This window comes from Acidobacteriota bacterium, assembly GCA_030697165.1.
Taxonomy (GTDB): domain Bacteria; phylum Acidobacteriota; class Vicinamibacteria; order Vicinamibacterales; family UBA2999; genus 12-FULL-67-14b.
The window spans coordinates 300373-323771 of sequence record JAUYQQ010000002.1 but is presented as its reverse complement, the minus strand read 5'-3'; the positions used below and the strand labels follow the sequence as shown (position 1 = coordinate 323771).

16 protein-coding genes are annotated in these 23399 nt (G+C 66.4%); 9 read left to right on the top strand and 7 right to left on the bottom strand.

Annotated elements, in window-relative coordinates:
- Positions 1 to 6 precede the first annotated feature (6 nt).
- The 3 genes from Q8T13_02745 to Q8T13_02735 all read left to right on the top strand — a co-directional run bounded on the left by Q8T13_02745 (position 7) and on the right by Q8T13_02735 (position 2031).
- Positions 7 to 702: a hypothetical protein gene (locus Q8T13_02745; GenBank protein MDP3716665.1), complete on the top strand. Its 696-nt coding sequence runs from the start codon at positions 7 to 9 to the stop codon at positions 700 to 702.
- A 1-nt stretch (position 703) separates the two neighbouring features.
- Positions 704 to 1591 carry a winged helix-turn-helix domain-containing protein gene (locus tag Q8T13_02740; GenBank protein ID MDP3716664.1) on the top strand — a complete coding sequence of 296 codons (888 nt, stop codon included), beginning with the start codon at positions 704 to 706 and terminating at the stop codon, positions 1589 to 1591.
- Between the two features lie 128 nt (positions 1592 to 1719).
- A complete protein-coding gene (locus tag Q8T13_02735) occupies positions 1720 to 2031 on the top strand; it encodes a hypothetical protein (GenBank protein ID MDP3716663.1) in 312 nt (103 codons plus the stop codon).
- 62 nt (positions 2032 to 2093) lie between these two features.
- On the opposite strand, the gene Q8T13_02730 is transcribed toward Q8T13_02735, so the two are convergent.
- Positions 2094 to 3743, bottom strand: coding sequence for a M14 family metallopeptidase (locus tag Q8T13_02730; GenBank protein MDP3716662.1), 1650 nt, complete (start codon positions 3741 to 3743; stop codon positions 2094 to 2096).
- 290 nt (positions 3744 to 4033) lie between these two features.
- Here Q8T13_02730 and Q8T13_02725 point away from each other — a divergent pair, with 290 nt between their 5' ends.
- Positions 4034 to 6373, top strand: a complete 2340-nt coding sequence (locus tag Q8T13_02725; protein MDP3716661.1) for a diguanylate cyclase — start codon at positions 4034 to 4036, stop codon at positions 6371 to 6373.
- A 2-nt stretch (positions 6374 to 6375) separates the two neighbouring features.
- Here the strand turns inward: Q8T13_02725 and Q8T13_02720 are convergent, their stop codons facing one another.
- Entirely contained in the window at positions 6376 to 8448 is a 2073-nt protein-coding gene (locus Q8T13_02720) for a S9 family peptidase (GenBank protein MDP3716660.1), read from the bottom strand.
- 79 nt (positions 8449 to 8527) lie between these two features.
- On the opposite strand from Q8T13_02720, the gene Q8T13_02715 reads away from it, so the two are divergent.
- Complete coding sequence (locus Q8T13_02715) at positions 8528 to 8950, top strand: hypothetical protein (GenBank protein ID MDP3716659.1); 423 nt, start codon at positions 8528 to 8530, stop codon at positions 8948 to 8950.
- On the opposite strand, the gene Q8T13_02710 is transcribed toward Q8T13_02715, so the two are convergent.
- Positions 8947 to 9333 carry a copper chaperone PCu(A)C gene (locus Q8T13_02710; protein ID MDP3716658.1) on the bottom strand — a complete coding sequence of 129 codons (387 nt, stop codon included), beginning with the start codon at positions 9331 to 9333 and terminating at the stop codon, positions 8947 to 8949. The two genes, Q8T13_02715 and Q8T13_02710, sit on opposite strands and share 4 nt — an antisense overlap.
- Before the next feature lie 30 nt (positions 9334 to 9363).
- Complete coding sequence (locus tag Q8T13_02705) at positions 9364 to 10740, bottom strand: M20/M25/M40 family metallo-hydrolase (protein ID MDP3716657.1); 1377 nt, start codon at positions 10738 to 10740, stop codon at positions 9364 to 9366.
- Between the two features lie 150 nt (positions 10741 to 10890).
- Here Q8T13_02705 and Q8T13_02700 point away from each other — a divergent pair, with 150 nt between their 5' ends.
- Positions 10891 to 13767, top strand: a complete 2877-nt coding sequence (locus Q8T13_02700; protein MDP3716656.1) for a carboxypeptidase regulatory-like domain-containing protein — start codon at positions 10891 to 10893, stop codon at positions 13765 to 13767.
- Between the two features lie 85 nt (positions 13768 to 13852).
- Here the strand turns inward: Q8T13_02700 and Q8T13_02695 are convergent, their stop codons facing one another.
- The 3 genes from Q8T13_02695 to Q8T13_02685 form a co-directional block, all read right to left on the bottom strand.
- Positions 13853 to 14731: a hypothetical protein gene (locus Q8T13_02695; protein ID MDP3716655.1), complete on the bottom strand. Its 879-nt coding sequence runs from the start codon at positions 14729 to 14731 to the stop codon at positions 13853 to 13855.
- Positions 14732 to 14734: 3 nt separating this feature from the next.
- Positions 14735 to 16063 carry a hypothetical protein gene (locus Q8T13_02690; GenBank protein ID MDP3716654.1) on the bottom strand — a complete coding sequence of 443 codons (1329 nt, stop codon included), beginning with the start codon at positions 16061 to 16063 and terminating at the stop codon, positions 14735 to 14737.
- A 173-nt stretch (positions 16064 to 16236) separates the two neighbouring features.
- Positions 16237 to 18513 carry a prolyl oligopeptidase family serine peptidase gene (locus Q8T13_02685; GenBank protein ID MDP3716653.1) on the bottom strand — a complete coding sequence of 759 codons (2277 nt, stop codon included), beginning with the start codon at positions 18511 to 18513 and terminating at the stop codon, positions 16237 to 16239.
- A 34-nt stretch (positions 18514 to 18547) separates the two neighbouring features.
- Between Q8T13_02685 and Q8T13_02680 the strand changes: the two genes are divergently transcribed.
- The 3 genes from Q8T13_02680 to Q8T13_02670 all read left to right on the top strand — a co-directional run bounded on the left by Q8T13_02680 (position 18548) and on the right by Q8T13_02670 (position 23343).
- On the top strand, positions 18548 to 20035 hold the full coding sequence (locus tag Q8T13_02680; protein MDP3716652.1) for an amino acid permease: 1488 nt from the start codon (positions 18548 to 18550) through the stop codon (positions 20033 to 20035).
- Between the two features lie 5 nt (positions 20036 to 20040).
- Positions 20041 to 21516: an aldo/keto reductase gene (locus Q8T13_02675; GenBank protein ID MDP3716651.1), complete on the top strand. Its 1476-nt coding sequence runs from the start codon at positions 20041 to 20043 to the stop codon at positions 21514 to 21516.
- Between the two features lie 150 nt (positions 21517 to 21666).
- A complete protein-coding gene (locus Q8T13_02670) occupies positions 21667 to 23343 on the top strand; it encodes a DUF885 family protein (protein MDP3716650.1) in 1677 nt (558 codons plus the stop codon).
- The last annotated feature ends 56 nt before the right edge of the window (positions 23344 to 23399 follow it).

Genomic DNA, 23399 nt, shown 5'->3' with positions numbered 1-23399 from the left:
TAAGGATTGCCTCCCCCCCAGATCCTGAAACTTGCCACGGCGGTGGTAGTCGCCAGCGTTCTCGGCACCCCATTCGCGGCCGGCCCCGCAGCCATTGACTTCGTCGATGCGCTGACGGGACCGGATAGCCCTGCCTTTCGCATTCCCTTCGATAAGTACGCGCTGTCACCCGCCGGCCTGGTCCGGACCTTGGCCGGGTCGGGCACCCAGAACGGCATCGACCGCCCAGTGGTCAGGAGCGCCTCCGGCAAGTACCTGTCCCGGGACTTCGTGTTCGAGGTCGACGTCACCATTCCGGCATCGCATGGCGACATCGCGTGGGTCGGCTTCGGCCATGGAATCAACAGCCAGCTCTTCGACAACGAGCCGACCAGTGCCTTCTTGTTCCGCATCCACAACCTGCCGGAAATTGCCTTCCACGGCATCGACATCGCCGTGTCGGTGCCGAGCGGCGGCACGGAGTTTCATGGTGCCTTCCGGTCACTCGATCGGATCGCTGCCTATACGCCGGGCCACCCCATGCGCTTCCGCATCGAACACCGCGGCGGCGTGGTGACCATGCGTATCCCCGATTTGAATTTGAGCCGCAGCTTCATGTTCGCGGAGTTCGCGGATCTGTTCGACTCGTCCAACGCTTACCTGTTCCTGAGCAACAGTTCGGAGGGCACGACCTTCCGCAACGCGTCACTGCGAACGCCGTAGCATGGCAGGACCGGCGTACATCTGGGACGAGTGGCGCTTCGAGCCGACCGAGTGCCGGTTGATGAGGAACGATGCTACTGTGCCGATGCCCGCCAAGACGCTGGACTTGCTGGCGACCTTGCTCCGGCGCGCACCGCGGCTGGTGACCAAGGAAGAGATCCTCACCGCGGTGTGGCCCGACGCCGCTGTCGAAGAGGGCAACATCGCCTTCCACGTCGCGGCGCTGCGCAAGGTTCTCGATACCGGTGACGGTCCTTCGGTCATTGAGAACGTCAGGGGACGCGGCTATCGGTTCGTGCACGACGTGGCCATCCTCCAGCTGCCGCTGACCGATGCGGTGCAACAGCGCATCGTCCAACCGCCGCCGGTCGCGCGACACCAGGCGCGGCGGCGTGCGCTCTGGCCGGCACTGGCAGTTGCCGGCCTTCTCGTGGTCGCGCTGGTCATGACGGCGGTCATGCGCGGTCGGCCGGCGGAATGGTCGGTCGTCGTGATGCCTTTCACGGTTGTTGATTCGGATGAGGGCGCGGAGTTCGTGCCTGGGCTCGCCCAGTACATCGTCCTGGAACTGGAGAAGAGCGGCATTCGGGCCCAGGCGAGAACCGGTGGACTGCGAGGAGAACAGCCGCGAGACACCGCCATGCGGCTTGGCGCCGATGCGGCGTTGATGGGCACGCTGCGGCAGACCCCTGCAGGATGGCAAGTCGCGGTGGAACTGGCGCGATCAAGCGACGGCAGGCGCGAGTGGACCTGGGTCTTCGAGGTGGCGACCGATGCAAACCGTCCTGCCGGCGCCGGCCCCGATGATGTGCGGTCCCGCCTGCAAGGCACGATTGGCGGACGAATCGCGGCCGGACTCCAGCACCGGCTGGCCGCAGGCGACGATTAGCGCCGCAGCTTCCCCCTGCTTGAACCGTGGTCGTCGTGACGTCGTCACCTGCCCATGCTATTTTCAGGTAGGGGCGTGATCCGCGCCAGCAAGGGAACGAAACAGCCTGACGAAAGAAGACCGTGGTTTTGAAGAAGACGTCCCGATCCCCGAAGTCCGCCTCACCCGCTCCGCCGCTGGAAGAGAAAAAGAAGAAGAAGCCGTCGCCGGCGGCCGACAAAACACCCGTCCGCGCCGCCACCCGCCGAAAGCGCCCTGCAGCCGAGACGCCAGTGGCTCCGGACGCTGTTTCGCCGGTGGTGGAGGTGTCCGACGAAGACATCCGGATCCGCGCTTATTTCCTGTCGATCGAATACCGCGGCAGCGACCGGCAGGATGTGGATTTCTGGTTGCTGGCCGAACGCGAGCTGCGGCCGCCGAAGCCGCCCGGCAAGCGATGACGTGTGCCGGGTGGACGGCTAACCGCCCTCGCCTGGCGCTGCCATCCGGCTAAAGCCGGACTCTACTTAAAGCGGAGCGCCGTGGTGTTCATCACCCGGTAGATCGGATACGCCTCGCCCGCCGCCAGTCCGTCTTCGATGACGTTCCAGGTCACGAAGCCATCATCGCTCTCCGGTTCGAGCAGGTAGAACGCCAGCCGCGCCAGCGGCTGGTCGGCGGGCACGAACAGCGCGCCGGGATCGACCGTCAGTTGCGCGTTTTCGAAGGTCCCCTTCAGGCGCGCCTCGCGCCGGCCCTGGAACACGCGCTCGGTGCGCGTGTAGTCGGCAATCGTAAAGCGCTCCACCGACACTTGCCCGGGAGTCGTGACCTCGTGTAACTGAATCCCGTGCCAGCGCAGGCGCTCGACCGCCGCCGCCAGGCGCGGGCTGGACGGAATCACCCACCCCTTGGGCATGGCCGCCGAGCGCGTGGCTGCGAACACCCCGTAGTCTTCCATCGACACCGGCACGGCCAGGTCGGTCATGGCCAGCATCTCGCGGCCCGATCGCGGGTTCGGCACCTTCTTCACGTCGCCGACGAAGATCCCCACCCGCTCGGGCAGCGCGCGAATCTCGAAGTCGAGGCCGAGTTCCACCGGCTTGGCGTTGGGCGGGGCGGTGAACTGCCGGTCGGCCTGCGCGGTGAGCTGGAGGATCTGCTTGGCGTTGTCGGCGGCCGACTTCCAGATCTCGGCCACGAAATCTTCGGTGACGTCGACGCGGCCCTTGAAGTCCAGGTAGCTATACGCCTCCGACAGGATGGCGATGCGATTGCGCAAGCCCGCGTAGTTGTTGCCGAAACGCGGCCGATGGTCAAAGGTGCGCCACGTGACGTTGCCGGGGTTGGCGGGGTCGACGCGCGAACTGTCGCGGCTTGATCCGTCCTCGGGCGCAAAGTTGCCGTAGTAGTAGGTCCGCCAATTGTGATCCTTCAACATGGCGGCGCGAATCGGCGCCAGCATGCGCTCGCGGGTGAACTCGATCAGCCGCGCATCGGCGTTCGGGTTGAGGATGGGCGAGTAGGTCAGGTGGTTGGCGTGATACGAGCCGTTGGTCGTGTGCAGGTCGACCAGCACGTGGGGATCCCACTTGTTCATCAGCCCGACCAGCGCTCGCGCCTCGACCGAGTCGAGCTTCATGTAGTCGCGGTTGAGGTCCAGACCCTTGGCGTTCTCGCGCGTCCCGACGCCGGCCACCGGCCCATACTGCGCCGCGCGGTTCTGCACGTTGACCTTCTCGTTGCCGTCGGCGTTATAGTTGGGCGCGATCAGGATGACCAGCTCCCGTGTCAGCGGCTTCAAGTCACCTGAGACCAGGCGGCGGGCCAGCACCAGCACGGCTTCCTTGCCCTCGACCTCGCCGGCGTGGATGTTGGCTTGCACAAACACAAGCGGCCGTCCCAGCTTGCGCGCGGCGGCCGGCGTCGTCACCTTCGGATCGGAGATCACCAAGAGCGGCAGCTCGCGGCCCTCTTCGGTCGTGCCAAAGCTTTCGACATGCACCAGCGAGCTCGACGCGGCGAGGGCGTTCGTCACCCGCTGCACATCGGCGTGTGAACTGGTCTCTTCGTAGTTGGTGAGCTCGGCTCGCGTGCGCAACTCGGCCGGCTGCTGCGCCGAGGCGTGGGTCATGGCGATCAGGATGATGGCGGGAACAGAAAGACGACGCATGATGGCGAATTATGGCCCAACTGCCGCGGACCGTCGCAGGGTCCGAGCCGGCGGGCAGCTTGGTAACCAACTGTCACATAAAAGCACACACACGAGCGCGACAGATTAACCATGAATCGTACTATTTAGCCGAGTTATTAGGTATTTCAGGCCAGTAAACACATGTTCTGGCCGAGATAGCCTTGCTAGGCACGTAAAATGCAGAGCGTCATTACATGACTATAAAGTCATACAATGTCTATTGGTGTCATGTTCTATGATTCTTGTCGTGGCCGGGTGAGCGGAGCCTGATGAACTCCGGTTTGCCGAGCCGGCGGAAGTCCGACCGGGCCGAGTTGATGGCGCTGCCGCGGCCGGCGCGCGCGTACGTCGTCGCCGTCGTGGTCGCGGGCGTCGCGGCGCTGGCTGATGCCGCGCGCAACCTGCCGCCGCCGGACCTCGGGCTGTTCGTGATGCTGCTGGTGATCGCCGTGGCGACCTCGACGGCGAAGATCGAGTTGCCGCTCGGCCGCAGCAAGTCGAACCTCTCGCTTTCGCATGCGGTGAACTTCTGGGCCTTACTGGCGTTGGGGCCGTCGCCCACGGTGTTGATCGCCGCGGCCAGTGCCTGGGCGCAGTGCACGCTTCGCACCGCCGCCCGCAACCCGCTGCACCAGGTAGTGTTCAGCATCGCGACCTTGACGATCACCGTGTGGGTGGCCGGCCTGCCGCTTGATTTGGCGATGGGCGCGGATCGCGCCGGCCTCCCCGCGCTGGTGCGTGCGGCCGCGGTAGTCGCCCCGCTCTACTTCCTGGTCAACACGGCCCTCGTGGCGGGCGCGATTGCGCTGTCCACCCGCCAGCCGCTGATCAGGATCTGGCGGCGCAACTTCCTGTGGAGCGCGCCAAGCTACCTGGCGGGCGCCGCCCTGGCCGCGGTAGCAACCGTGGTGTGGGATCGCGGCCTTTTCGCCTGGCTGGCGCTGCTCGCGGCGCCGCTCTACCTGGTGTTCCGCAGTTATCACACGGTGGTTGCGCGGCTGCGCGAGGAACAGGACGAGACCCGCCGCGCCATGGACGTCCAGCTGGCCACCATCGAGGCGCTGGCGCTGGCCATTGAAGCCAAGGCCGGCTGCACGCCCGAGCACATTCGGTCGATTCAGCTCTACGCCGCGACCCTGGCCGAAGCCGTGGGCCTGTCGGATGCCGAGGTGCAGGCGGTGCGGACCGCCGCGCTGCTGCACGATGTCGGCAACATGGCCGTGCCCGAGCACATTCTCGCCAAGCCCGAGGCGTTGACACCCGAAGAGTTCGAGCGCGTGAAGCTCCACCCGCGCGCCGGCGCCGAGATCCTGCGCGACGTGCCATTCGGCGCGCCGGTGGCGGAACTGGTGCTCTGCCATCACGAACGCTGGGATGGCCTCGGCTACCCGGCCGGCCTGCGCGGCGACGCGATTCCAGTCGGTGCGCGCATCCTGGCGATTGCCGACTGTTACAGCACGCTGCAGATCGATCGTCCGTACCGGCCGGCGCGCAGCGCCGTGGCGGCGCTCGCCGTGCTGCACGAGCATGCGGGCACGGCCTTCGATCCGGAGCTGGTCGATCTGCTGACGGCGCGGCTGCACCTGTCGGCGGCCCTGCCGGGCCAGCGCGCCGCCGGGCACGAAGCCGCCGACCAGAACCAGAGCGTGCTGCACGACATCACCGGCACCCATCGCGAAGAGCAGACCTTGTACGAGATTGCGCAGGCGCTTGGCTCGAGCCTCGGCGTGGAAGACGCGATGATGCTGATCCACGAGAAGGTCAATCGCCTGGTGCCGTTCGTGACCTGCGCCTTGTTCCTGGGCAACGACAGCGACGGCTACTCGTGCCGCTACGCCCATGGTCCCGGCACCGAGGCGCTGCTGACCTGGACCGGCCGGCCGTGGAGCGACCTGTCGCAACAGTTGCCGCCGTGCGCCGACGGCCGGGCCGGCCGCGGTCAAGACCTGGCGGCGCTGCTACCCTGCCCGCTGGTGTGCGACGGCCGGCGCATTGGCGCCCTCGTGATTTACCACCACGCGCCCGCCTGCTTCACCGACGAACACCGGCGCGTGTTCGGCCGCGTCAGCGAGCAGGCCGCGGCGGTGATCTACAACTCGACCCGTTACGAGCAGACGCAACACGAATCGCAGACCGATGCGCTGACGGCCCTGCCCAACCGCCGATCGTTCGATCAGCAGTTTGGCGCTTGCATCGCCGGCGCCGCCAGCGCCGGCGGCACGGCCAGCGTGATCGGGCTCGACCTCGACCGGCTCAAGGAGATTAACGATACCTACGGACACGAGGCGGGCGACCGCGCGCTGCGCGCGGTCGGCGCGGCGCTACGGTCAACGGTGCGCGAAAGCGACTTGTGCGCGCGGTTTGCCGGCGACGAGTTCATGGTGGTGCTGTGGGGCTGCAGTCCCGAGCACGAAACGCGGCGGGTGGCCGAGGTGCAGGCCGCGGTGCGCGACTACCCGTTCGAGCCGCGGCCGGGCGTACGGATGCAACTGTCGATCAGCGCCGGGTGCGCGCGCTTCCCCGAGGACGGGCGCACCGTCGAAGAACTGCTCGCGGTGTCGGACGAACGGATGTATCGCGACAAGGCCAGCCGCCGCTCGCGGGCGTAGCGTTACTGGCCTCGCGCCGTCGTCGTCGCTGCCGGCTGCAGATACTTGTTGAACCAGTTCAGGTAACGCTGCAACCGATCGCGCTCGTAGCTCGGAATGGTCAGGCCGTGGAACTGGCCGGGGTAAATCACAAGCTGGGTGTCGACGCCCAGGCTCTTGAGCGCCTGGTACATCTGCTCGCTGCCGGCGATCGGCACGTTGAAGTCTTTCTCGCCGCCCATGAACAACGTCGGTGTCTTGATCCGGTCGGCGTTGAAGAACGGGTAGGACACCTTCATCCACTTGTCCTTCGACTTCCACGGCTGGCCCATCTCCTGCTCGTATTGGATGATGTACTGGTCCATGCCGTACATCGTGAACTGCATGGAGCTGCCGGCGCCGCTGACGGCGGCCTTGAAACGGGTGTCGGTCGCGATCGTGTAGTTGGTCGAGATGCCGCCGTAGCTCCAGCCGCCAATGCCGAGCCGATTGGGATCGGCAATGCCCTGCCTGACTACTTCATCGGCCGCGCCCAGCAGGTCGACCACTTCGAGGTTGCCCCAATCGCCGTGAATCACCTTCTGCCACGCGTTGCCGCGGCCGGCGCTGCCGCGGTAGTTGATGGCGAGCACGACGTAGCCGTTGGCGGCGAGGAACTCGCGATCGAAGTTGAAGGCGTGCTGGTCCTGCCCGTTCGGGCCGCCGTGGACGATCAGCAAGGTCGGATAGGTCGTGCCCGCCTTGAAGCCCGCGGGCTTCACGATCAAGCCGTTGACGACCGCGCCATCCTTGCTCTTCGAGGTGAAGTCTTCGGTGGTCGCCAGCTGCAGCTCGGCGGCCAGCGGATCGTTGTGCTTCGTCAGCTGCCGCAGGTTCGCGCCTTCGAGCGCGTAGACCTCGGTGAACTGTGTCGGCGAGGTCGCGAGCACGGCGAAGTGGCCGTCCTGGCCCGGGCTAATCGCGCTGATCACGCGGCGGCCGGTCGACTTGCGCTGCGCCGTGCCGTTGGGGTTCTCGGCCGGCACCGTCGCGACGTGATTGGTGCGATCGTCCTGCAGCAGGAATGCGAGGTGCTGGCCGTCGGCCGACCACGACACGTTCGACACGGCGCGGTCGAGCTTTGGCATGTAGACGGGCGGATTGGTCGCCGGTCCCGCCGAGGCCGGGGGATTGGCCGGCACGACGATCAGCTTGTTCATGCCGTAGGCGGTGTTCTGATCGTTGTCGCCCATCAACGCGGCAATGCGGCTGCCGTCAGGACTCCAGGCCGGACGGCCCGCTTCACCGGCCGCGGTCTGCGTCAACTGCTTGGGCGTGCCGAACGGCGTGGCATCGACCACCCACACGTCTTCATTCGACGTGCGATCGGGATCGGCGGCGCCGCGCTTGCTCAGGAACGCGATCTGCTTGCCGTCGGGCGACCACGACGGGCTCACATCGTCGGTGTTGCCCTTGGTGATCACGGTCGAGGTCCTGGTGGCGAGGTCGAAAATGGCAATGTGACGGTACAGCTGCTTGAGGTAGCCTTCGCGATCCTGCTTGAAGTGGTAGCGATCGATCACAATCGGCGGCGCGGTCTTGCGCTTCCAGCCGTCCATCTGCTCGGGCTCGTCGGCGGGATCCTCGTCGCTCGCGACAAATGCTATGCGGGTGCTGTCGGGCGACCACTGGATGTCGGAGACGCCGCCCTTGACGTCGCTGACGCGCTGCGCCTCGCCGCCGGCGCGGGGCAGCAACCAGATCTGGCCGCCCTTCTTCTTCTCTTCCTCAGTGCCGCGCGAGGCGACAAACGCCAGGTAGTTGTTGTCGGGACTCCAGCGCGGCGACGATTCGCTGTCGGGCGACGAGGTCAGCTGCAGTTGTTCGCTGCCATCCCACTTCACCATCCAGACATCGGTGTTGCGCCGGTCCTTCTCGGCATCGATGGTCGTGACCGTGTACGCCACCCACAGGCCATCGGGCGACCGCTGCGGATCGCCCACCCCGAGGATGCGGGAATGGTCGTCCAGGACCAGCGCGCGGCGCGATTGCGCGGCCGGGGTCAGCGGGGCCATCAGGGCCAGGATCAGGGTGAAGCTGAGCAGGGTCTTCATCATCGGGACACTATAGCCTCATGCTATTCTTCCGCCGCACTGGGCCGCATTCCGCTGCCCTTTGCGTCCCGGAGGGATCTGCATGCATTTTTCTCGTTTTCTCACGGCTGCCGGCATGGCCCTGGCCCTGGCCATCACCATGTCCGCCGGCCCACTCGCCCAGGCCAAGACGGATGAGGACTACGACACCTTGATGAAGGCAGTCGGCGCGGCCATGGGCGGCGTGCGCGGCGCCGCCAAGGAACAGAACCTGGCCGGCATCTCGGCGGAAGCCACGAAGATGGTCGCCCTGTTCAAGGATGCCCAGGCGTTCTGGACCGCGCGCAACAACGCCGAGGCCGCAGAATGGGCGGGCGCGGCCATGAAGCACGCTGACGCCCTCGCCAACGGCACCGACGCGGCAAGCATCATGGGCGCGATGAAGGAACTCGGCGGGACCTGCCAGACCTGCCACGCCAAGTACCGCGAAGGCGCACCCGGCGCCTTCACGATCAAGAAGGGCTAACGTTTGACGACGGCGGTGGCCACGATCGTGGCGCCGCCGTCGGTCAGCATCGTGACGGTGATCGACTCGCCCGCCTTCCACTCGCTCTTCAACTCCGACAGGCGCAGGAACATCCCACCGGCTTTCAACTCCAACGATCCGTACGCCGCGACGGTCATGTTCTCGACCGGCTTGTCACCGGAATACAGCTCGACCTTCCCCGCCGCATCGCTCGTCGCCGACATTACGTAGATGTCGTACATCGACGGGTTGTTGACGGTCAGGTAGACCGACGCGGTCGTGCCGGACCGAACGATCGTTGCGTCGGTGGCCGTGGGCGCCGGTTGTGCAAGAACTGTCACATTCAACAGCAGCGCGACGAGAGCAGTACGCAGAATAGTCATCAAAATCCCATGTAACCGTGCCAGGCCCCGTTACTTCGGCAATGCCTGCGGCATGTCGGCGACGACGTAGACCACGGCGGCGATCGCGGCCGCGGCCTTCGACACCTCGGCGGGAGCAATGCGATCCACGGTGTCGGCCGGCGTGTGGTGAATGGTGAAGTACTTATCCGAGTCGCCCTGGTAGGCCATCATCGGCACCTTGCCGAGCGCGGCGATAGGACCGATGTCGGCGCCGCCGCCGCCGGGCCCGATGTCCTGCAACCCAAGCGGCGCGAGCAGCGTGCCGATGTCGGCCATGATCTTCTGCGCCGCCTCGGAGCCCGTGAAGCCGAGCCGCGCCGGAGCAAAGACGCCCGAATCGGACTCGAGCGCCAGGATGTGGTTGGGCGCCTGCGTCGCGTGCTGATCGCGATAGCCGTTGCCGCCGCGCATGCCGTTCTCCTCGTTGGTAAACAACACCACCCGCACCGTGCGCTTCGGCCGGATGTTCAGCTGCTTCATGAGCCGCGCGGCTTCCCACGTCACGATGCACCCCACGCCATCGTCCGACGCGCCGGTGCCGGGATCCCACGAGTCGAAGTGGCAACCGACCAGCACGATCTCGTCCGGCTTCTCGCTGCCGCGAATTTCTCCGACGACGTTGAAGGATTCGGCGTCGGGTTCGAACCGCGCCTCCATCTTGAGGCGGACGCGGACCTTGAGGCCGCGGTTGGCGAGGCGCTCGATGCGCAGCGCGTCTTCGACCGGGATCGCCGCGGCCGGGATCTTCGCGACGGTGTCGTCGCCGTAGTTCATGTTGCCGGTGTGGGGCGTGCGCAGGCCGACCGGCCCCACCGACCGCACCAGCGCGGCGACGGCGCCATGTTGCGCGGCCATGCGCGCGCCGCCGGATCGGTAGGCCACCGTCTCGCCGTAGTTGGTGTAGGGGACGTTGAACAGCACGATTTTACCCTTCGCCTCGGCCGCGCGCTTCGTCAGCTCATCGCCACTGGCCACCACCATGACCTCGGCCTCGATGCCGGCCGGCGGCGTGGCGATGCTGCCGCCAAGCCCCAGCATCGGCACGACGTGATGCGGCGGGTTGGTGATCTCGAGGCTCTCGGCGCCGCGCACCCACTTCGGCACCATCACGCGCTCGGTGTGGACGTTCTCGAGACCGTCCTTCGTCATAGTCTCGACCGCCCAGGCGATGGCGCGGTTCAGGTTGTCCGATCCGCTGATGCGCTGCCCGTAGGTGTCGGTCAGTTCGGCGACGCGGTCCCAGGCGAACTGGCCGGCGGTGGCGGCCGTGATCAACTTGCCGGCGTTGTCGCGATAGGGATCGAGCCACGCCGGCCGGCCCTGCGCCGAGAGTGACATCGAGAGGGCGCTGCCGGCGAGCAAGAGGATGGTGAGCACTATCCGCATGGCCTTGATTATAAGTGCGCGCTGGCAGCGGCGGTTCTGTCTGTGTATGTAACGGCTTATGGGCTCGCATAGGTGCTATAAGTTCCGCTCGTCGGCCGTCACGGGGGCAATTCCTCTCAGTACCCGTGATGAGCGCGACAAGGAGCGTGTATGAATTGGAAGACTTGGAGTGTGGTGTGGCTGACTTCACTGGCGCTGACCGTGGCGCTCGTGGGTTCGGCAGAGGCGCAGCAACAAACGGGGGCAATCACCGGACGAGCGACGGATGCCAGCGGCGGCGCCCTCCCGGGTGTCACGGTGTCGATTACCAGCCCGAACATGATTGGCGGGGCCCGTACCGCCGTTACCGATGATCAAGGCATTTATCGATTCACCCTTCTCACGGGCGGTCAGTACGTCGTGTCGTTCACCCTGCCCGGGTTTACGACGCTGAACATCGAGGGCGTCAACCTCAACGCCGGCGCGACCGCGACGATCAACGGCAAGCTGGAGGTGGCGTCGCTACAGGAAAGCGTGACCGTCACCAGCCAGTCGCCGACCATTGACCTGGAGTCGGCGAACGTCGCGGTCAACTGGGATCAGCAGAAGCTCGACGACCTGCCATCGAGCCGCAGCCTGACGGCGTTGGTCTCGATGATTCCCGGGCTTTACGCCACGTCGATGGACGTGGGCGGCTCGAGCTTCGGCACCGGCTCGGGTCCGGCGGCGCGCACGTTCGGCCGCGCCGGCGGCGGCGTGGTCAGCTACGACGGCATGATCTGGGACCAGACCTACGGCGACTTCGGCACCTACGAAGAGGCGCAGATCACGACGGCGGCCAAGGGCGCCGACGCGATGAACCCCGGCGTGACCATGAACCTGGTGGTCAAGTCGGGCAGCAACATTTTCAAGGGCCTCGGCTCGGCCAATTACCAGTCGGGCGATTTCCAGAGCGACAACATCACCCAGGCTCTGCGCGACAAGGGCTATGCGCCCGGCGTCAACAAGTTCACCAAGCAGACCGACTACTACGGCGAACTTGGCGGACCGCTCCTGAAGAACCGCTTGTGGTTCTATGCCAGTCACCGCGACGCCTCGTCGGGCATGCTGATTCCGGGCTTCGTGCAGTTGTCGGACCGCCAGCAGGTGGAGTTCTACACCAAGCTGCAGGATCCCACACTGAAGATGACCTACCAGGTGACCAAGAACAACAAGTTCGAGGGCATGTTCCAGGTCGGCCGCAAGTGGCAGCCGTACCGCACGGCCAGCCGCTTCGTGCCGCTGGAATCGACGCAGAACCAGGACTCGTGGTCGCTGGTCGGGCCGTCGTTCAAGTGGCTGTCGATCCTGTCGTCGCGGGCGACGTTCGACGCCAGCCTGCAGCGAGGCGGTTACTGGTGGCCCGACGTGCCGTGGACGAGCGACGTGCGCAAGAGCGACCTGGCCACGACAGCGGTGCGCGGCGCGTTCCTCGAGACCGACCGGGCGCCGCGGCGGTGGCAGTACGGCGCGACCGTCGCCTACTTTGCGGATATCGGCGGCCGCAACCACGAGCTGAAGACCGGCTACCTGGGCTGGAAGAACATCGCCGACACCGAGAACCTCGGCTACCCAAACCAGCAGCTGTACCGCTACCGCAGCGTGACCGGCGACGCGGGTTGCAACGAGTCCGCCAACTACGAGGGCTGCTTCACCCGTCCCGACTCGGTGCAGGTGTTCGACTACCCGAACACGACCGGCTCGGGCGAGTGGTACAACTCGCTGTACTTCAACGACAAGATCACGCTCAGCCGCAAGCTGACGCTGAACGTGGGCGTCCGCTACGACCGCTACTCGAGCTTCCTGCCCGAGCAGGGCAACCCGGGCACCGGCCCGTTTGCCACCGAGAACATCTTTGCGGCCAAGGGCGAAGACAACTACCCGATCTACCAGACGCTCGTGCCGCGCATCTCGGCGGTGTATGACCTCACCGGCGAAGGCCGCGTGGCGGTGCGAGCGAGCTACGGCCGCTATGTCGGCGGCAGCTCGGGCGCCAATGCCAACCCCGGCCCCGGCGCGGCCGACCTCAACCCGAACGCGATCATCACGCGGACCTACTCGAACTGGAACGGCGTGATTCCGTATGTGCCAAACCCCGCCAACCTGACCTCAACCACCGGCGGCGGCACCAACCGTTCGATCGACCTCGACCTGAAGGGGCCGTATGTGGATGAGTACACGGCGGGCCTCGACCTGGGCTTGAGCCGCGTGCTGACGGTGCAGTTCAACTACGTGCACAAGCGCGACGGCAACGCCAACTACGCGATCAACGAGGCGCTGCCCTACGACGCGTACACCGTGGCCACTACCGGCATCGACCCCGGCCCTGACAATCGGGCGGGAACCGCCGACGACCAGACCCTGGTCGTCTACTCGGTGCCGCGGACCTACCCGACCTTCGGGCAGAACATCGAGCGACGGGTGCAGACCACCGGCGACAGCCAGTACCACGCGTTCGGTGCGACGCTGAACAAGCAGCAGTCGAACAACTACACGTTCCTGATGTCGTTCGATGCTGACTATCGCGACCTCAAGAACAACGCGCCGCGCAACCCGAACGAGGCGCTCTATGGCACCGGCACGGTCACGGGCAACAACTACGGGGTGCAGAACTTCCAGCGCGCCAGTCCGTCGTGGAACTACGCACTGCGTGTCAGCGGCAGCTACAACCTGCCGTGGGGCCTGATGTACTCCACGTCACTGATGGCGCAAAGCGGCGACTACTACTTCCGCGAGGTGCAGATCCGTGACGGCAACAACGTGCTGGTCCCGATCCGCGTCGACCCGCAGGCCGGCCGCTACGAGTGGACCAAGATCTGGGACAACCGCATCTCGAAGCGCATCAAGACCTGGGGCAACCAGTCGGTGGAAGGGACGTTCGACCTGTTCAATTCGCTGAACACCAACACCATCACGGCGCAGACCAACCGCGTGGGCTCGACCTACCTTCAGCCCACCGAGATCATCGCCGCGCGGGTCTTCAAACTCGGCGTGAAGTACCGCTTCTAGGGAGGAGTTCAGGAGTCACGCGAGACCAAAACGAAAACGGCCGGGCACCTTCGGGTGTCCGGCCGTTTCTTTTGCTTCAGAGGGGTTACCTGACGGTGACCTTGATGTAGCCGTTGGTCCAGCAACACTGGTTGCCGGCCGAGGTGTCGGGGCGGCCGAAGTTGTCGGCGCGCACGCGCAGCATATAAGCGCCGGGCTGCGTGAAGGTGGCCGTGGAGTTGACGGTGCCCTGCAATTCGGTCAGGCCCGTCCTGGCGGGATCGAATTTCACCGGCCCCGGCCCTGAATGTTTGTACCAAACCACGTTGACGGCGGGGCGAGCCGGGCCGCGAGTCTTGAGCGGGATGGAATCGGCTTCGCGCTTGCTGTCGTCGTTGATCCAGATCGTCACCGGCAGCGGGGTGCCCACGGTGGCCTGCAGCGCCGGACCTTCAATGCCCATCGGGCCGCGGCCCTCTGGGCCCGTGGCCGCAAAGCGCAGGGCCGGCGGGATTGAGCCCATCGCCATGGGCCACTTCAGGCCGTAGGCGCCGGTCTTCGTGCGGCCCGGCACCTTGTGTGTCTGCCCTGCGTGCCGCAGCGTCCAGACCACGTCGCCCTTGTAGGTGGCCGGTATGGTTACGGTGAAGACCCCGCGCTCGCGATCGCGGCGTGCGCCGGTGGGCCCGCCGCCGGAAACCGGGGGAAACGACGTGGGTTGGCGGCCGTCGAACTCCTTCGGCTCGATGAAGTTGTCGGGACCGAGAGGAATCTCGACGACCTCCGTCGCATTGAGGTTCGAGTAGCCGAACGACAGCGATACGCTGCCGTCGGCGTTCTCGTAGAAGCCGTCGAAGAACGGCGCGACGCGTTGACCGTCGGGCGGCGTCGGCGCCAGCGGCCATTGCCGCGGCGCCTGCGCACCCACAACCCCGATCGCCGCCGTCACCAGGACGACGCCCAGAACAAACGAACGTGTACGCACGCTTTACTGCCTGTCCCGCGGCGCCGCGACGTCGGTGGTGGTCTTCTTCTTCGCCTCGCGTTCGGCCTTGATCCGCGCGTAGCCTTCGTCGTCCAGGTGGGTCACCGCGATCCACGCGTGCGACATCTCATCCGCAGTCCGGCTGCCCGGGCCCACCCATTGGTCGGGATCGGGATTGCCCTTGTTGGCTGAGGAGTTGTCGTAATAGCCGGTGATTACCAGCACGGCGCCCGCCGGCAGGAGCGGCGCGGCATCGTCGGCATAGATGTGACTGGTGTGCCAGTTGTTGGTCCAGTTCGAGACCGAGCTCACCATCTCGAGCCGGCCGGTCTCGGGGTAGAAAATCTCGAGCGTCTTGCCCACCAGCCGGAAGTGGCCGTGGGGCTGGAAGCTGTCGATGCGCACGGGCGTCTTGAAGGTGTGGAAGCCCTGCGTCATGGTGGTGCCGTGCGGCGGAATCTCGAGATCGCCGCCTTTCATGGTCATCAAGTAGAGCCTCAGGTCCTGCTTGTATTTGCCCTTGTGATCCTCGGGATAGAGCCAAATGCCCATCTCGATTACATCGTCCTTGAGCTCTTCGCCCGTCGGGTAGTAGTGCACGTCCCAGCGGACCAGCGAGTTGGCCGGCATGGTGCGGCAGCCGTCGGCCGGGACGATTTCACCGGTCTTGCCGAGGGCGTATTCCGACACGCGCTGGGTTTCCACGTAGTTACCCGACTTCTCGTCGAACTCGACGAACTCGGTATTGGCGTGGTGCGCGGCAGCGCGGCCCTTGCGCGACGGCTTCACCGACACCGCCTTGATGCAGCGGTCCTTCGTGATGCCCGTGGGGACGATTGGGCGCCACCACACGTCCTGCCCGCGCGCCGCCAGCGTGAAGGGCTTGGTCTTGACGATCACATCGGGCGGTCCCATTTCCTTCTCAAACGCCCACACATTCGGGTTGGCGAAGGTCACCGCAGGCGGCAGGTCGGCCGGGTTACCTTGCGGCGCGCCGCTGTCGACCCACTTGGTAATGGTCTGGATTTCCTTTTCGCTAAGCCGCAGGTCATCCTTGAGGTCCTGGATGCCGACGTTGCGGTCGTAGCGATAGGGGGGCATCTCGCCCAACATCACCTTCTGCTTGATTGAGCGCGCCCACGGCCTGACGTCGGCGTAGGTCTTCAGTGACATCGGTCCGATCGAGTCGGGCTGATGGCACTGCAGGCAGCTGCGTTGAAAGATCGGGGCGATGTCCTTGGTGAAGGTCACCGACGCCGGTGCGGCAGCCTGCTGGCCCTGAGCGGAGTCGAAGGGCTGCTCGGCGGCCGGGCGGGCGACCGACGCGGACACGAGGACGGCACCGAAAAGAACGAGAACCCCAGCCCGAAAGAGACGGACGCACTTCAGAGACATCTGGCTACCTCAAACCGGGATTCTAAGGCCAATTGCCTCTAAATGTGAACAGGCAAGAGGTCCGCCCCGGCAGAGGTCAGAATTGCGCAAAAGCGGCCAAAATCGTCGTTTTAAGGGGTCTGGCCCTTCAGGTGGCGGTCGAAAAACTGCACGAGCTTGCGGTAGAAATACGTTGCGTAGTGCTCGCGCGCCGTCCACGCGTGCGTTGCGGCGGGCGCGGTCGCGACATCAAAATCCTTGCCGAGCAGCATCAACCGCTCCGCCAGCGCCATGGTCGTGCGGAACGGGACCACATCGTCCATCAGGCCGTGGATGATCAACAGCGGATCGCGCAACTCGTCGCCGAGATGGAGCGCCGATCCCCGCACGAACGCCTCGGGATGCGACGCCGGGGTCCGGGTGATCGCGATGTCATCCGGTCCGAACGCGTGCGGATCCACGGCCGGTGCGCCGGCGACACCGGCGGCGTAGACCCCGGGCCGCTTCAGCAGCGCATAGACCGAGAGCAACCCGCCGTAGCTGCTGCCCCAGATGCCGATGCGGTCACCGTCGACATACGGCATCGCCTTCAGGCCATCGACCACCGCCTGCAGATCGTCGAGGTCCTTGCCGCCGTAGTCCATCAGGAACGCCTCGCGGAACGCGCGACCGTAGCCGACGCTTCCCCGCACATCCACCTGCACGACGATGTAACCCTGCTGGACGAGGAACTGCTGGAGTGTTCCAGCCAGGCCATTCCAGCGATTGCGCACGGTATTCGAGTAGACCGGCCCGAAAATCACGGGATGGCGGCGGGCCTTGTCGAGCGCGGGCGGTTCGAGAATGCGCGCATGCACGACGAAGCCGTCAACGGCGTTGGTATAGGTTGCGTAGCGAGGACGGGCCCACGCGTGGCGCGAGAACTCGGGCAGCGGCGAGGTGGTGACACGACGCGCGGTGGCCGAGCCGCTCGCCGCGATCATCAGTTCCGGCGGCGTCACATCATCGGTCCAGATCGTGGCGAGGTGGCGGCCGTCGGGGGACATCACCGGCGCGTGCGTGCCGGCCAGCGTCGTCAGGGCGACCGGCCCGGTCGCCAGGGTGGTCAGGGCAACCGGCGCCGCGCCACCCGGTGCCGCGCGATAGACCTGACGTTCATAGGCGTTCTTCTGCGTGCTGGTGAAGATCACTGCGCCGTCGGCCGCGATCTCGACGAGCGCGGTCACGTCCCACGGGCCTGAGGTCAGCGCGACCGGCGTCGCGGCTGTAACGGTTGTATCGATGGTGTAAAGGTGATCGCGCTCCACGAGATCCGCCAGGACGACGATGCGGCGGCCGTCGGGGTGCCAGCGGGCGGCGTAGGAGGGATAGATGCGCGTGTCGCGCTGGTCGTGCCACACCACTCGTGGCGTGGTCGCGCCTGGATCCAGGACCGACAGCCACCGATCGGTGCCGGTGTCTGACACCCGATCGATCAGCAGCCGGCCGTCGGGCGCCCATTGAAAGTCGCTGACCGCCCGGTAGCCGGGCGCCTCGAGTGCGATCGGTCGCATGGCGCGAGTCGCGAGATTGAGGACATGCAGGGTGCGACGTTCGTTCTCGTCACCGGGATAGCCGCGGCGCAACTCGCTGGCGATGGTCTCGTCGCCGAGGTACGACGGAAACGGCACGCGGCGGATGTGGCGGCGATCGACCTGGTGGAGAACCATCGACTTGCCGTCGGGCGCCCACGCGAACGGGCGCCAGCTCGCGCCCCAGATGCCGGTGCCGATCTCGACATCGGCACGGTTGTAGGTGCCGAGCGGTACACGTGCGATGCCCGGCACCGCGACCTCGGTCAGCCGCAACGGAGGCGCGCTGGCATCCAGAGGCCACAGCCACAGGTCGCCGGCGCGCAGGAAAGCCAGCCGCGTGCCATCCGGCGACACCGCCAGGTTCGACGCGGCGCCCCCAAGGTCGAGCCGTGCCGGCATGCCGCCGTCGGCATCGAGACGATAAGCAGCGCCCGCGGACGTGAAGAGCAAGGTGCGGCCGTCGCGCAGCCACAGGTATTCGCCCACGCCGCCGCGCGCGCGTGCCGCCGCTTGTGCCGCGAGTGCCGCGGTCGATCGCCCGTCCGGTGGTGGCGGCGAGGGATGGGTGCGATCGAGATCGGTGAGCCGGCGCAATCCGCCGCCGTCGGCCGCGACGATCCAGAGATCGCGAAATGGCAGGCCGCGATCGTTCCAAGCAAAGACCAGGCGCCGGCTGTCGGGTGACCACGCGGGCGCGGCGGGCGGCGTGCCGATTACGCTCGGTCGCGAGGTGACTTGCGCGAGCGTCAGCGGTGCGACTGGCTGAGCGACAGCAGGTACGACCGGCAGCCCAAAGAGGATCGCGAACAGCACAGAGCGCGGGGCAGTCAACATCGACGAATAGTACAACGGCTATACTGGCCGCTCCATGTCGGAACCTACCGGTCGGGCCACGCTCGCCCGCGAGATGGGTGTGCTGGGACTGACGGCGACCGGCGTCTGCGCCATGGTCGGCGCCGGCATCAACATCATCCCGTTCATGATTCAGCGCAACGTGCCGGGCATTGGCCCGTACGTGCTGCCGGCATTTCTGTTCGCGGCGCTGCCGGCCATCCTGGCCGGACTGGCCTACGCGATCCTGGCGTCGGCCATGCCGCGCGCCGGTGGCAGCTACGTCTATGCGAGCCGCGGCTTGAGCCCCTACCTGGGCTTCGTCGCCTCGTTCTCGCAGTGGTTTGCGTTGTGCGTGGCCATCGGTGTGGTGTCGTACGTGTTGGTGCCCTTCATTCGCGACATCGCGGTGGCCGCGGCGTGGCCGGGCGTGGCGGCCGCGCTCGAAACCGGTCCGGTGCGGCTGACGATCTCGCTCGGCGTGCTGTGGGCAGCGGTCGCCGCCAACCTGCGCGGCATCGCGTTCTACCAGCGATTGGTGGTGCCGCTGATGTTCCTGACCTTCGCGCTCGGCGCCGTGGTGATCGTGGCGGGCTTCTGGTTTGGTGCCAACGACTTCGCCACTGCCCTGATGGCGCGCGAGGGCCGGGCGATTCCGGACATGCCGAGCCGCTTCGAGCTGTGGCCGTTCCTGTCGGCATCGGCGGTGCTGTTCGCGTCGTTCATCGGCTTCGACGCGATTGCGCAAGCCGGCGGCGAGGCCCGCAACCCTGGCCGCAACCTGCCGCTGGCGATCGGCCTCGCGGTCGGTTCGGTCGCGCTCTTCTATCTCCTGTTCACCGCCGCCGTGTATCACGCGGTGCCTTGGCAGTACGTCGCAGACGAGGCGCTGCGGCGCGACGTGACGGCGCCGGGTCTGCTCGGCTACCTGCTGCCGCCGTTCTGGACGGTGGTGATCGTGTCGGCGGCCGCGGTGGCGCTCGCGAAGGACCTGCCGGCCATGCTGCTGGCGACCTCGCGGCTGATGTTCGCGTGGGCCGAGGACGGCATCTTCCCCAAGGCCGTCGCCGCCGTGCATCCGCGCCATCGCACCCCGCACGTCGCCGTCGTCGCCAGCGGCGTGATGGCGACGCTCGGCATCCTCGGCAGTCACCTCGCCGGCGACTTCTTTCTCGGGGTGGACATTCTCGTCACGGCGATGCTGGTCAACTTCCTGTTGATGGCGGTCTCGGTGCTGACGCTGCCGGGGAAGAACCCGCTGCTTGCGAGCGCGGTCACGGTGCTGCCCAACCCGGCGCATCGCGTGCCGCTCGCGGTGCTCGCTGTGGTCGTGATCGGAGGCTTCCTCGCGATCCACACCGTCAAGGACCTGACGGCACCGGCCGCGGCGTGGTACTTCCGTTCAACCTGGCTGTGGATGGCCGTGATGGCGGCCGGCACTGTCATCTATTGGCGCGAAGTCGCCAAGCTCAAGGCCGCAGGCGTGGACCTGCCGGCGCGTTTTGCGGCACTGCCGCCGGAGTAAGCCGCATGGCACAGTTTCTCCCGGTTCCACGAATCGATCTCGCGCCAGGTCTTTCCATCTCGCGCGTGCTGACCGGCTTGTGGCAGCTCGCCGACATGGAACGCGATGGCCGCGCGATCGATCTCGCACGCACGGCTACCGCGATGCAGCCGTATGTGGATGCGGGCCTGACGACATTCGACATGGCCGATCACTATGGGTCGGCGGAACTGGTGGCGGGGATCTTCCGGTCGCGTGACACCGGCACAGTGCAGTGCCTCACGAAATGGGTGCCGAAGCCGGGCCGCGTCTCGAAGGCCGAGGTGCGCACCGCCGTCGAGCGGGCCCTCGCCCGGTTGCAGGCGGAGTCGCTCGACCTGCTGCAGTACCACGCGTGGAACTACGCCGACCCCAGTTGGCTCGAGACCCTCTATGACCTGCAGGACCTGAAGCGTGAAGGCCTGATTCGCCAACTCGGACTGACCAATGTCGACACCGCGCACCTGCGGATGGTCAGGAACAGCGGGATCGAGGTGGTGTCGAACCAGGTCTCGTTCTCGCTGCTCGATCAGCGCGCCGCCGCTGGCCTGGCGCCCTACTGCGAGGTCAGCGGCGTTGGCCTGCTGGCTTACGGGACCGTGGCCGGCGGGTGGCTGACCGAGAAGTGGCTCGGCCAGCCCGAGCCCGACTGGGAACGCACGGGCACGTGGTCGATGATGAAGTACGGACGGTTCCTGCGCGTGGCCGGAGGATGGGACGCGCTGCAACGCGTGCTCGCCGCGGCCAAGGTGGTGGCAACCAGGCACGGGGTCTCGATCGCGAACATCGCGACCCGCTACATCCTCGATCAACCGGGCGTGGCCGGCGTGATTGTCGGCGCGAGACTCGGCGAGCGGGCCCACATCGACGATACGCTGCGGTTGTTCTCGTTTTCGCTTTCGGACGAAGACCGCGCCGACATCCGCACCGCGCTCCAGACGCTTGCGCCGATCCCTGGCGACTGCGGCGACGAGTACCGCACGCCGCCGTTCCTCACGGCCTCGGGCGATCTCAGCCATCACCTCCAGAGCATGCCGGCCCCATACGAGACACGCGCCGGCGCCGATGGCCGGACGCGTTGCCTCAGCGGCACGGTGTGGGAGACCGCCGCTGGTTTTGCGAGGGCGATTCGCCACGGGCAGCACATCGCCGTGTCGGGCACTACCGCCACGCTTGGCGACCGGGCCATTGGCGGGCAGGACGCCGCCTCGCAGACGCACTTTGCGATCGACAAGGTCGAGGGCGCGCTGCAGTCGCTTGGAGCGGCGCTCACCGACGTGGTGCGGACCCGGGTGTACGTCCGGCACGTCCGCGACTGGGAAGCGGTGGCGCGCGCCCACGGCGAGCGTTTCGGCAGGATTCAGCCGGCCAACACGCTGGTTGGCGCCGAATTAATCGGAGACGAGTACCTGGTGGAAGTCGAAGCCGACGCAATCGCCAGGCCACTGATTGACACCGATTAGACACAGACGATCGACGGGCCACTGATTGACACCGATTAGACACAGACGATCGACGGGCCACCGATTGACACCGATTAGACACAGACGATCGACGGGCCACCGATTGACACCGATTAGACACAGACGGGTCAGTAAGACTTGAGAGAGACGATGATGAAATACGGGCTGCTTGGCGCACTCTTGATCCTGTCGGCTGGCGTGCTTGGCGCCCAGTCCCCCGCGTCCACCTATCCGCAACTGCTCAGCGTGTTCGCCGACTGGCGGGCTTTCGAAGAGCCGCCGCGCGTGAACGGCGGCATTCCCGACTACTCGCCGGCCACCAATGCCCGCCGGCTGGCCGAACTGGGCAAGCTGCAAGCGCGGCTGCAGGCAATCAACCAGGCGGGCTGGTCGATCCCCCAACAGGTCGATCACCACCTGGTGCGCGCCGAGATGAACGGGCTCGAGTATCACCTGCGGGTGCTGCAGCCGTTCGCGCGCGATCCCGCGTACTACGCCTCGATCGTCACCAGCGAAAGCGACACGCCGGCCAAGGAAGGGCCGGTGATCCACGGCGCGCTCAAGCTGTACGACTATCCGATCTGGCCGCGCACCGGTCTCGACGTCGTTCAGCCGCTCTCTGCCGCGCAGTCGGCCGAGCTGGCGACGAAGCTGCGAACCGTGGCACCGTTGCTGGCCGCGGCTCGCGAGAACCTCGCGGCGGCCAATGCCAAAGACCTGTGGGTCGGCGGCGTGCGGGCTTTCGAAGATCAAAGCGCGGCGTTACGGACTCTGGCCATGCGCGTGCCGGCAAGTGATGGGGCGCTGGCGAGCGCGGCAGAAGCGGCCCGGGCCGCCACCGACAGCTTCGCCGACTGGCTGCGAACCGAGGCGCCGAAGAAGACGGGGCCTTCCGGCATCGGCAAGGAGCAGTACACCTGGTATCTGCGTAACGTGCTGCTGGCGCCGCTGTCGTGGGAGGACGAGGTCACGATCCTGCGTCGCGAACTGGCGCGCGGGCACGCGTCGCTGCGGCTCGAAGAGAACCGCAACCGGAACCTGCCACCGCTGCCGGTGGCCGACACGCCTGAGGCGTACGCCGCGCTGCAGGAGAAGGCGATTCCGCGTTACCTGAAGTGGATGGCCGACAACCGCATCCTGACCATGGAGCCGTGGATGGAGCACGCCATGCGCGAGCGGACGGCGCCGTTCGCGGCCGAGGCCAATCGCAACTTCTTCATGCAGGCGACCCAGCGCGACCCCATTCCGCTGTGGACGCACCTGTATCACTGGTGGGACAACATGCGCATCCGGATGGCGCCGCATGCCAACCCGATTCGCCGCCAGGCGCTGCTCTACAACGTGTGGATGAGCCGTGCCGAGGGCACGGCGACGGCGATGGAAGAGTGGATGATGCACGCGGGCTTGTACGACGAGTCGCCGCGGTCGCGCGAGATTGTCTGGATCATGCTGATCACGCGCGCGGCGCGCGGCCTCGGCAACCTCTACGCGCACGCCAACGACCTGACCATGGCGCAGGCCGCCGACATCCACGTCAACTGGACCCCGCGCGGCTGGATGCGGCGCGATCCGCTGCTGGGCTTCGAACAACACCTCTACCTGCGACAGCCCGGCTACGGCGCCAGCTACATCACGGGGGGCCGGTTGATGGAGGAGATCATCGCCGAACGCGCGCGCCAGCTGGGCGACGCCTTCACGCTGCAGCGCGTGATGGACGAGATCAACCAGGCCGGCATGATCCCGCCGTCGCTGATCTACTGGGAGCTGACCGGCGACGACCGCATGGTGCGCGAACTGCAGGCGGGGCGACCGTTGCCGCCGCGCTGATCGACTGGCGCCCTGGCGGGTGACCTTGATTGACCATGAAGTTCCCATGGTCGCGG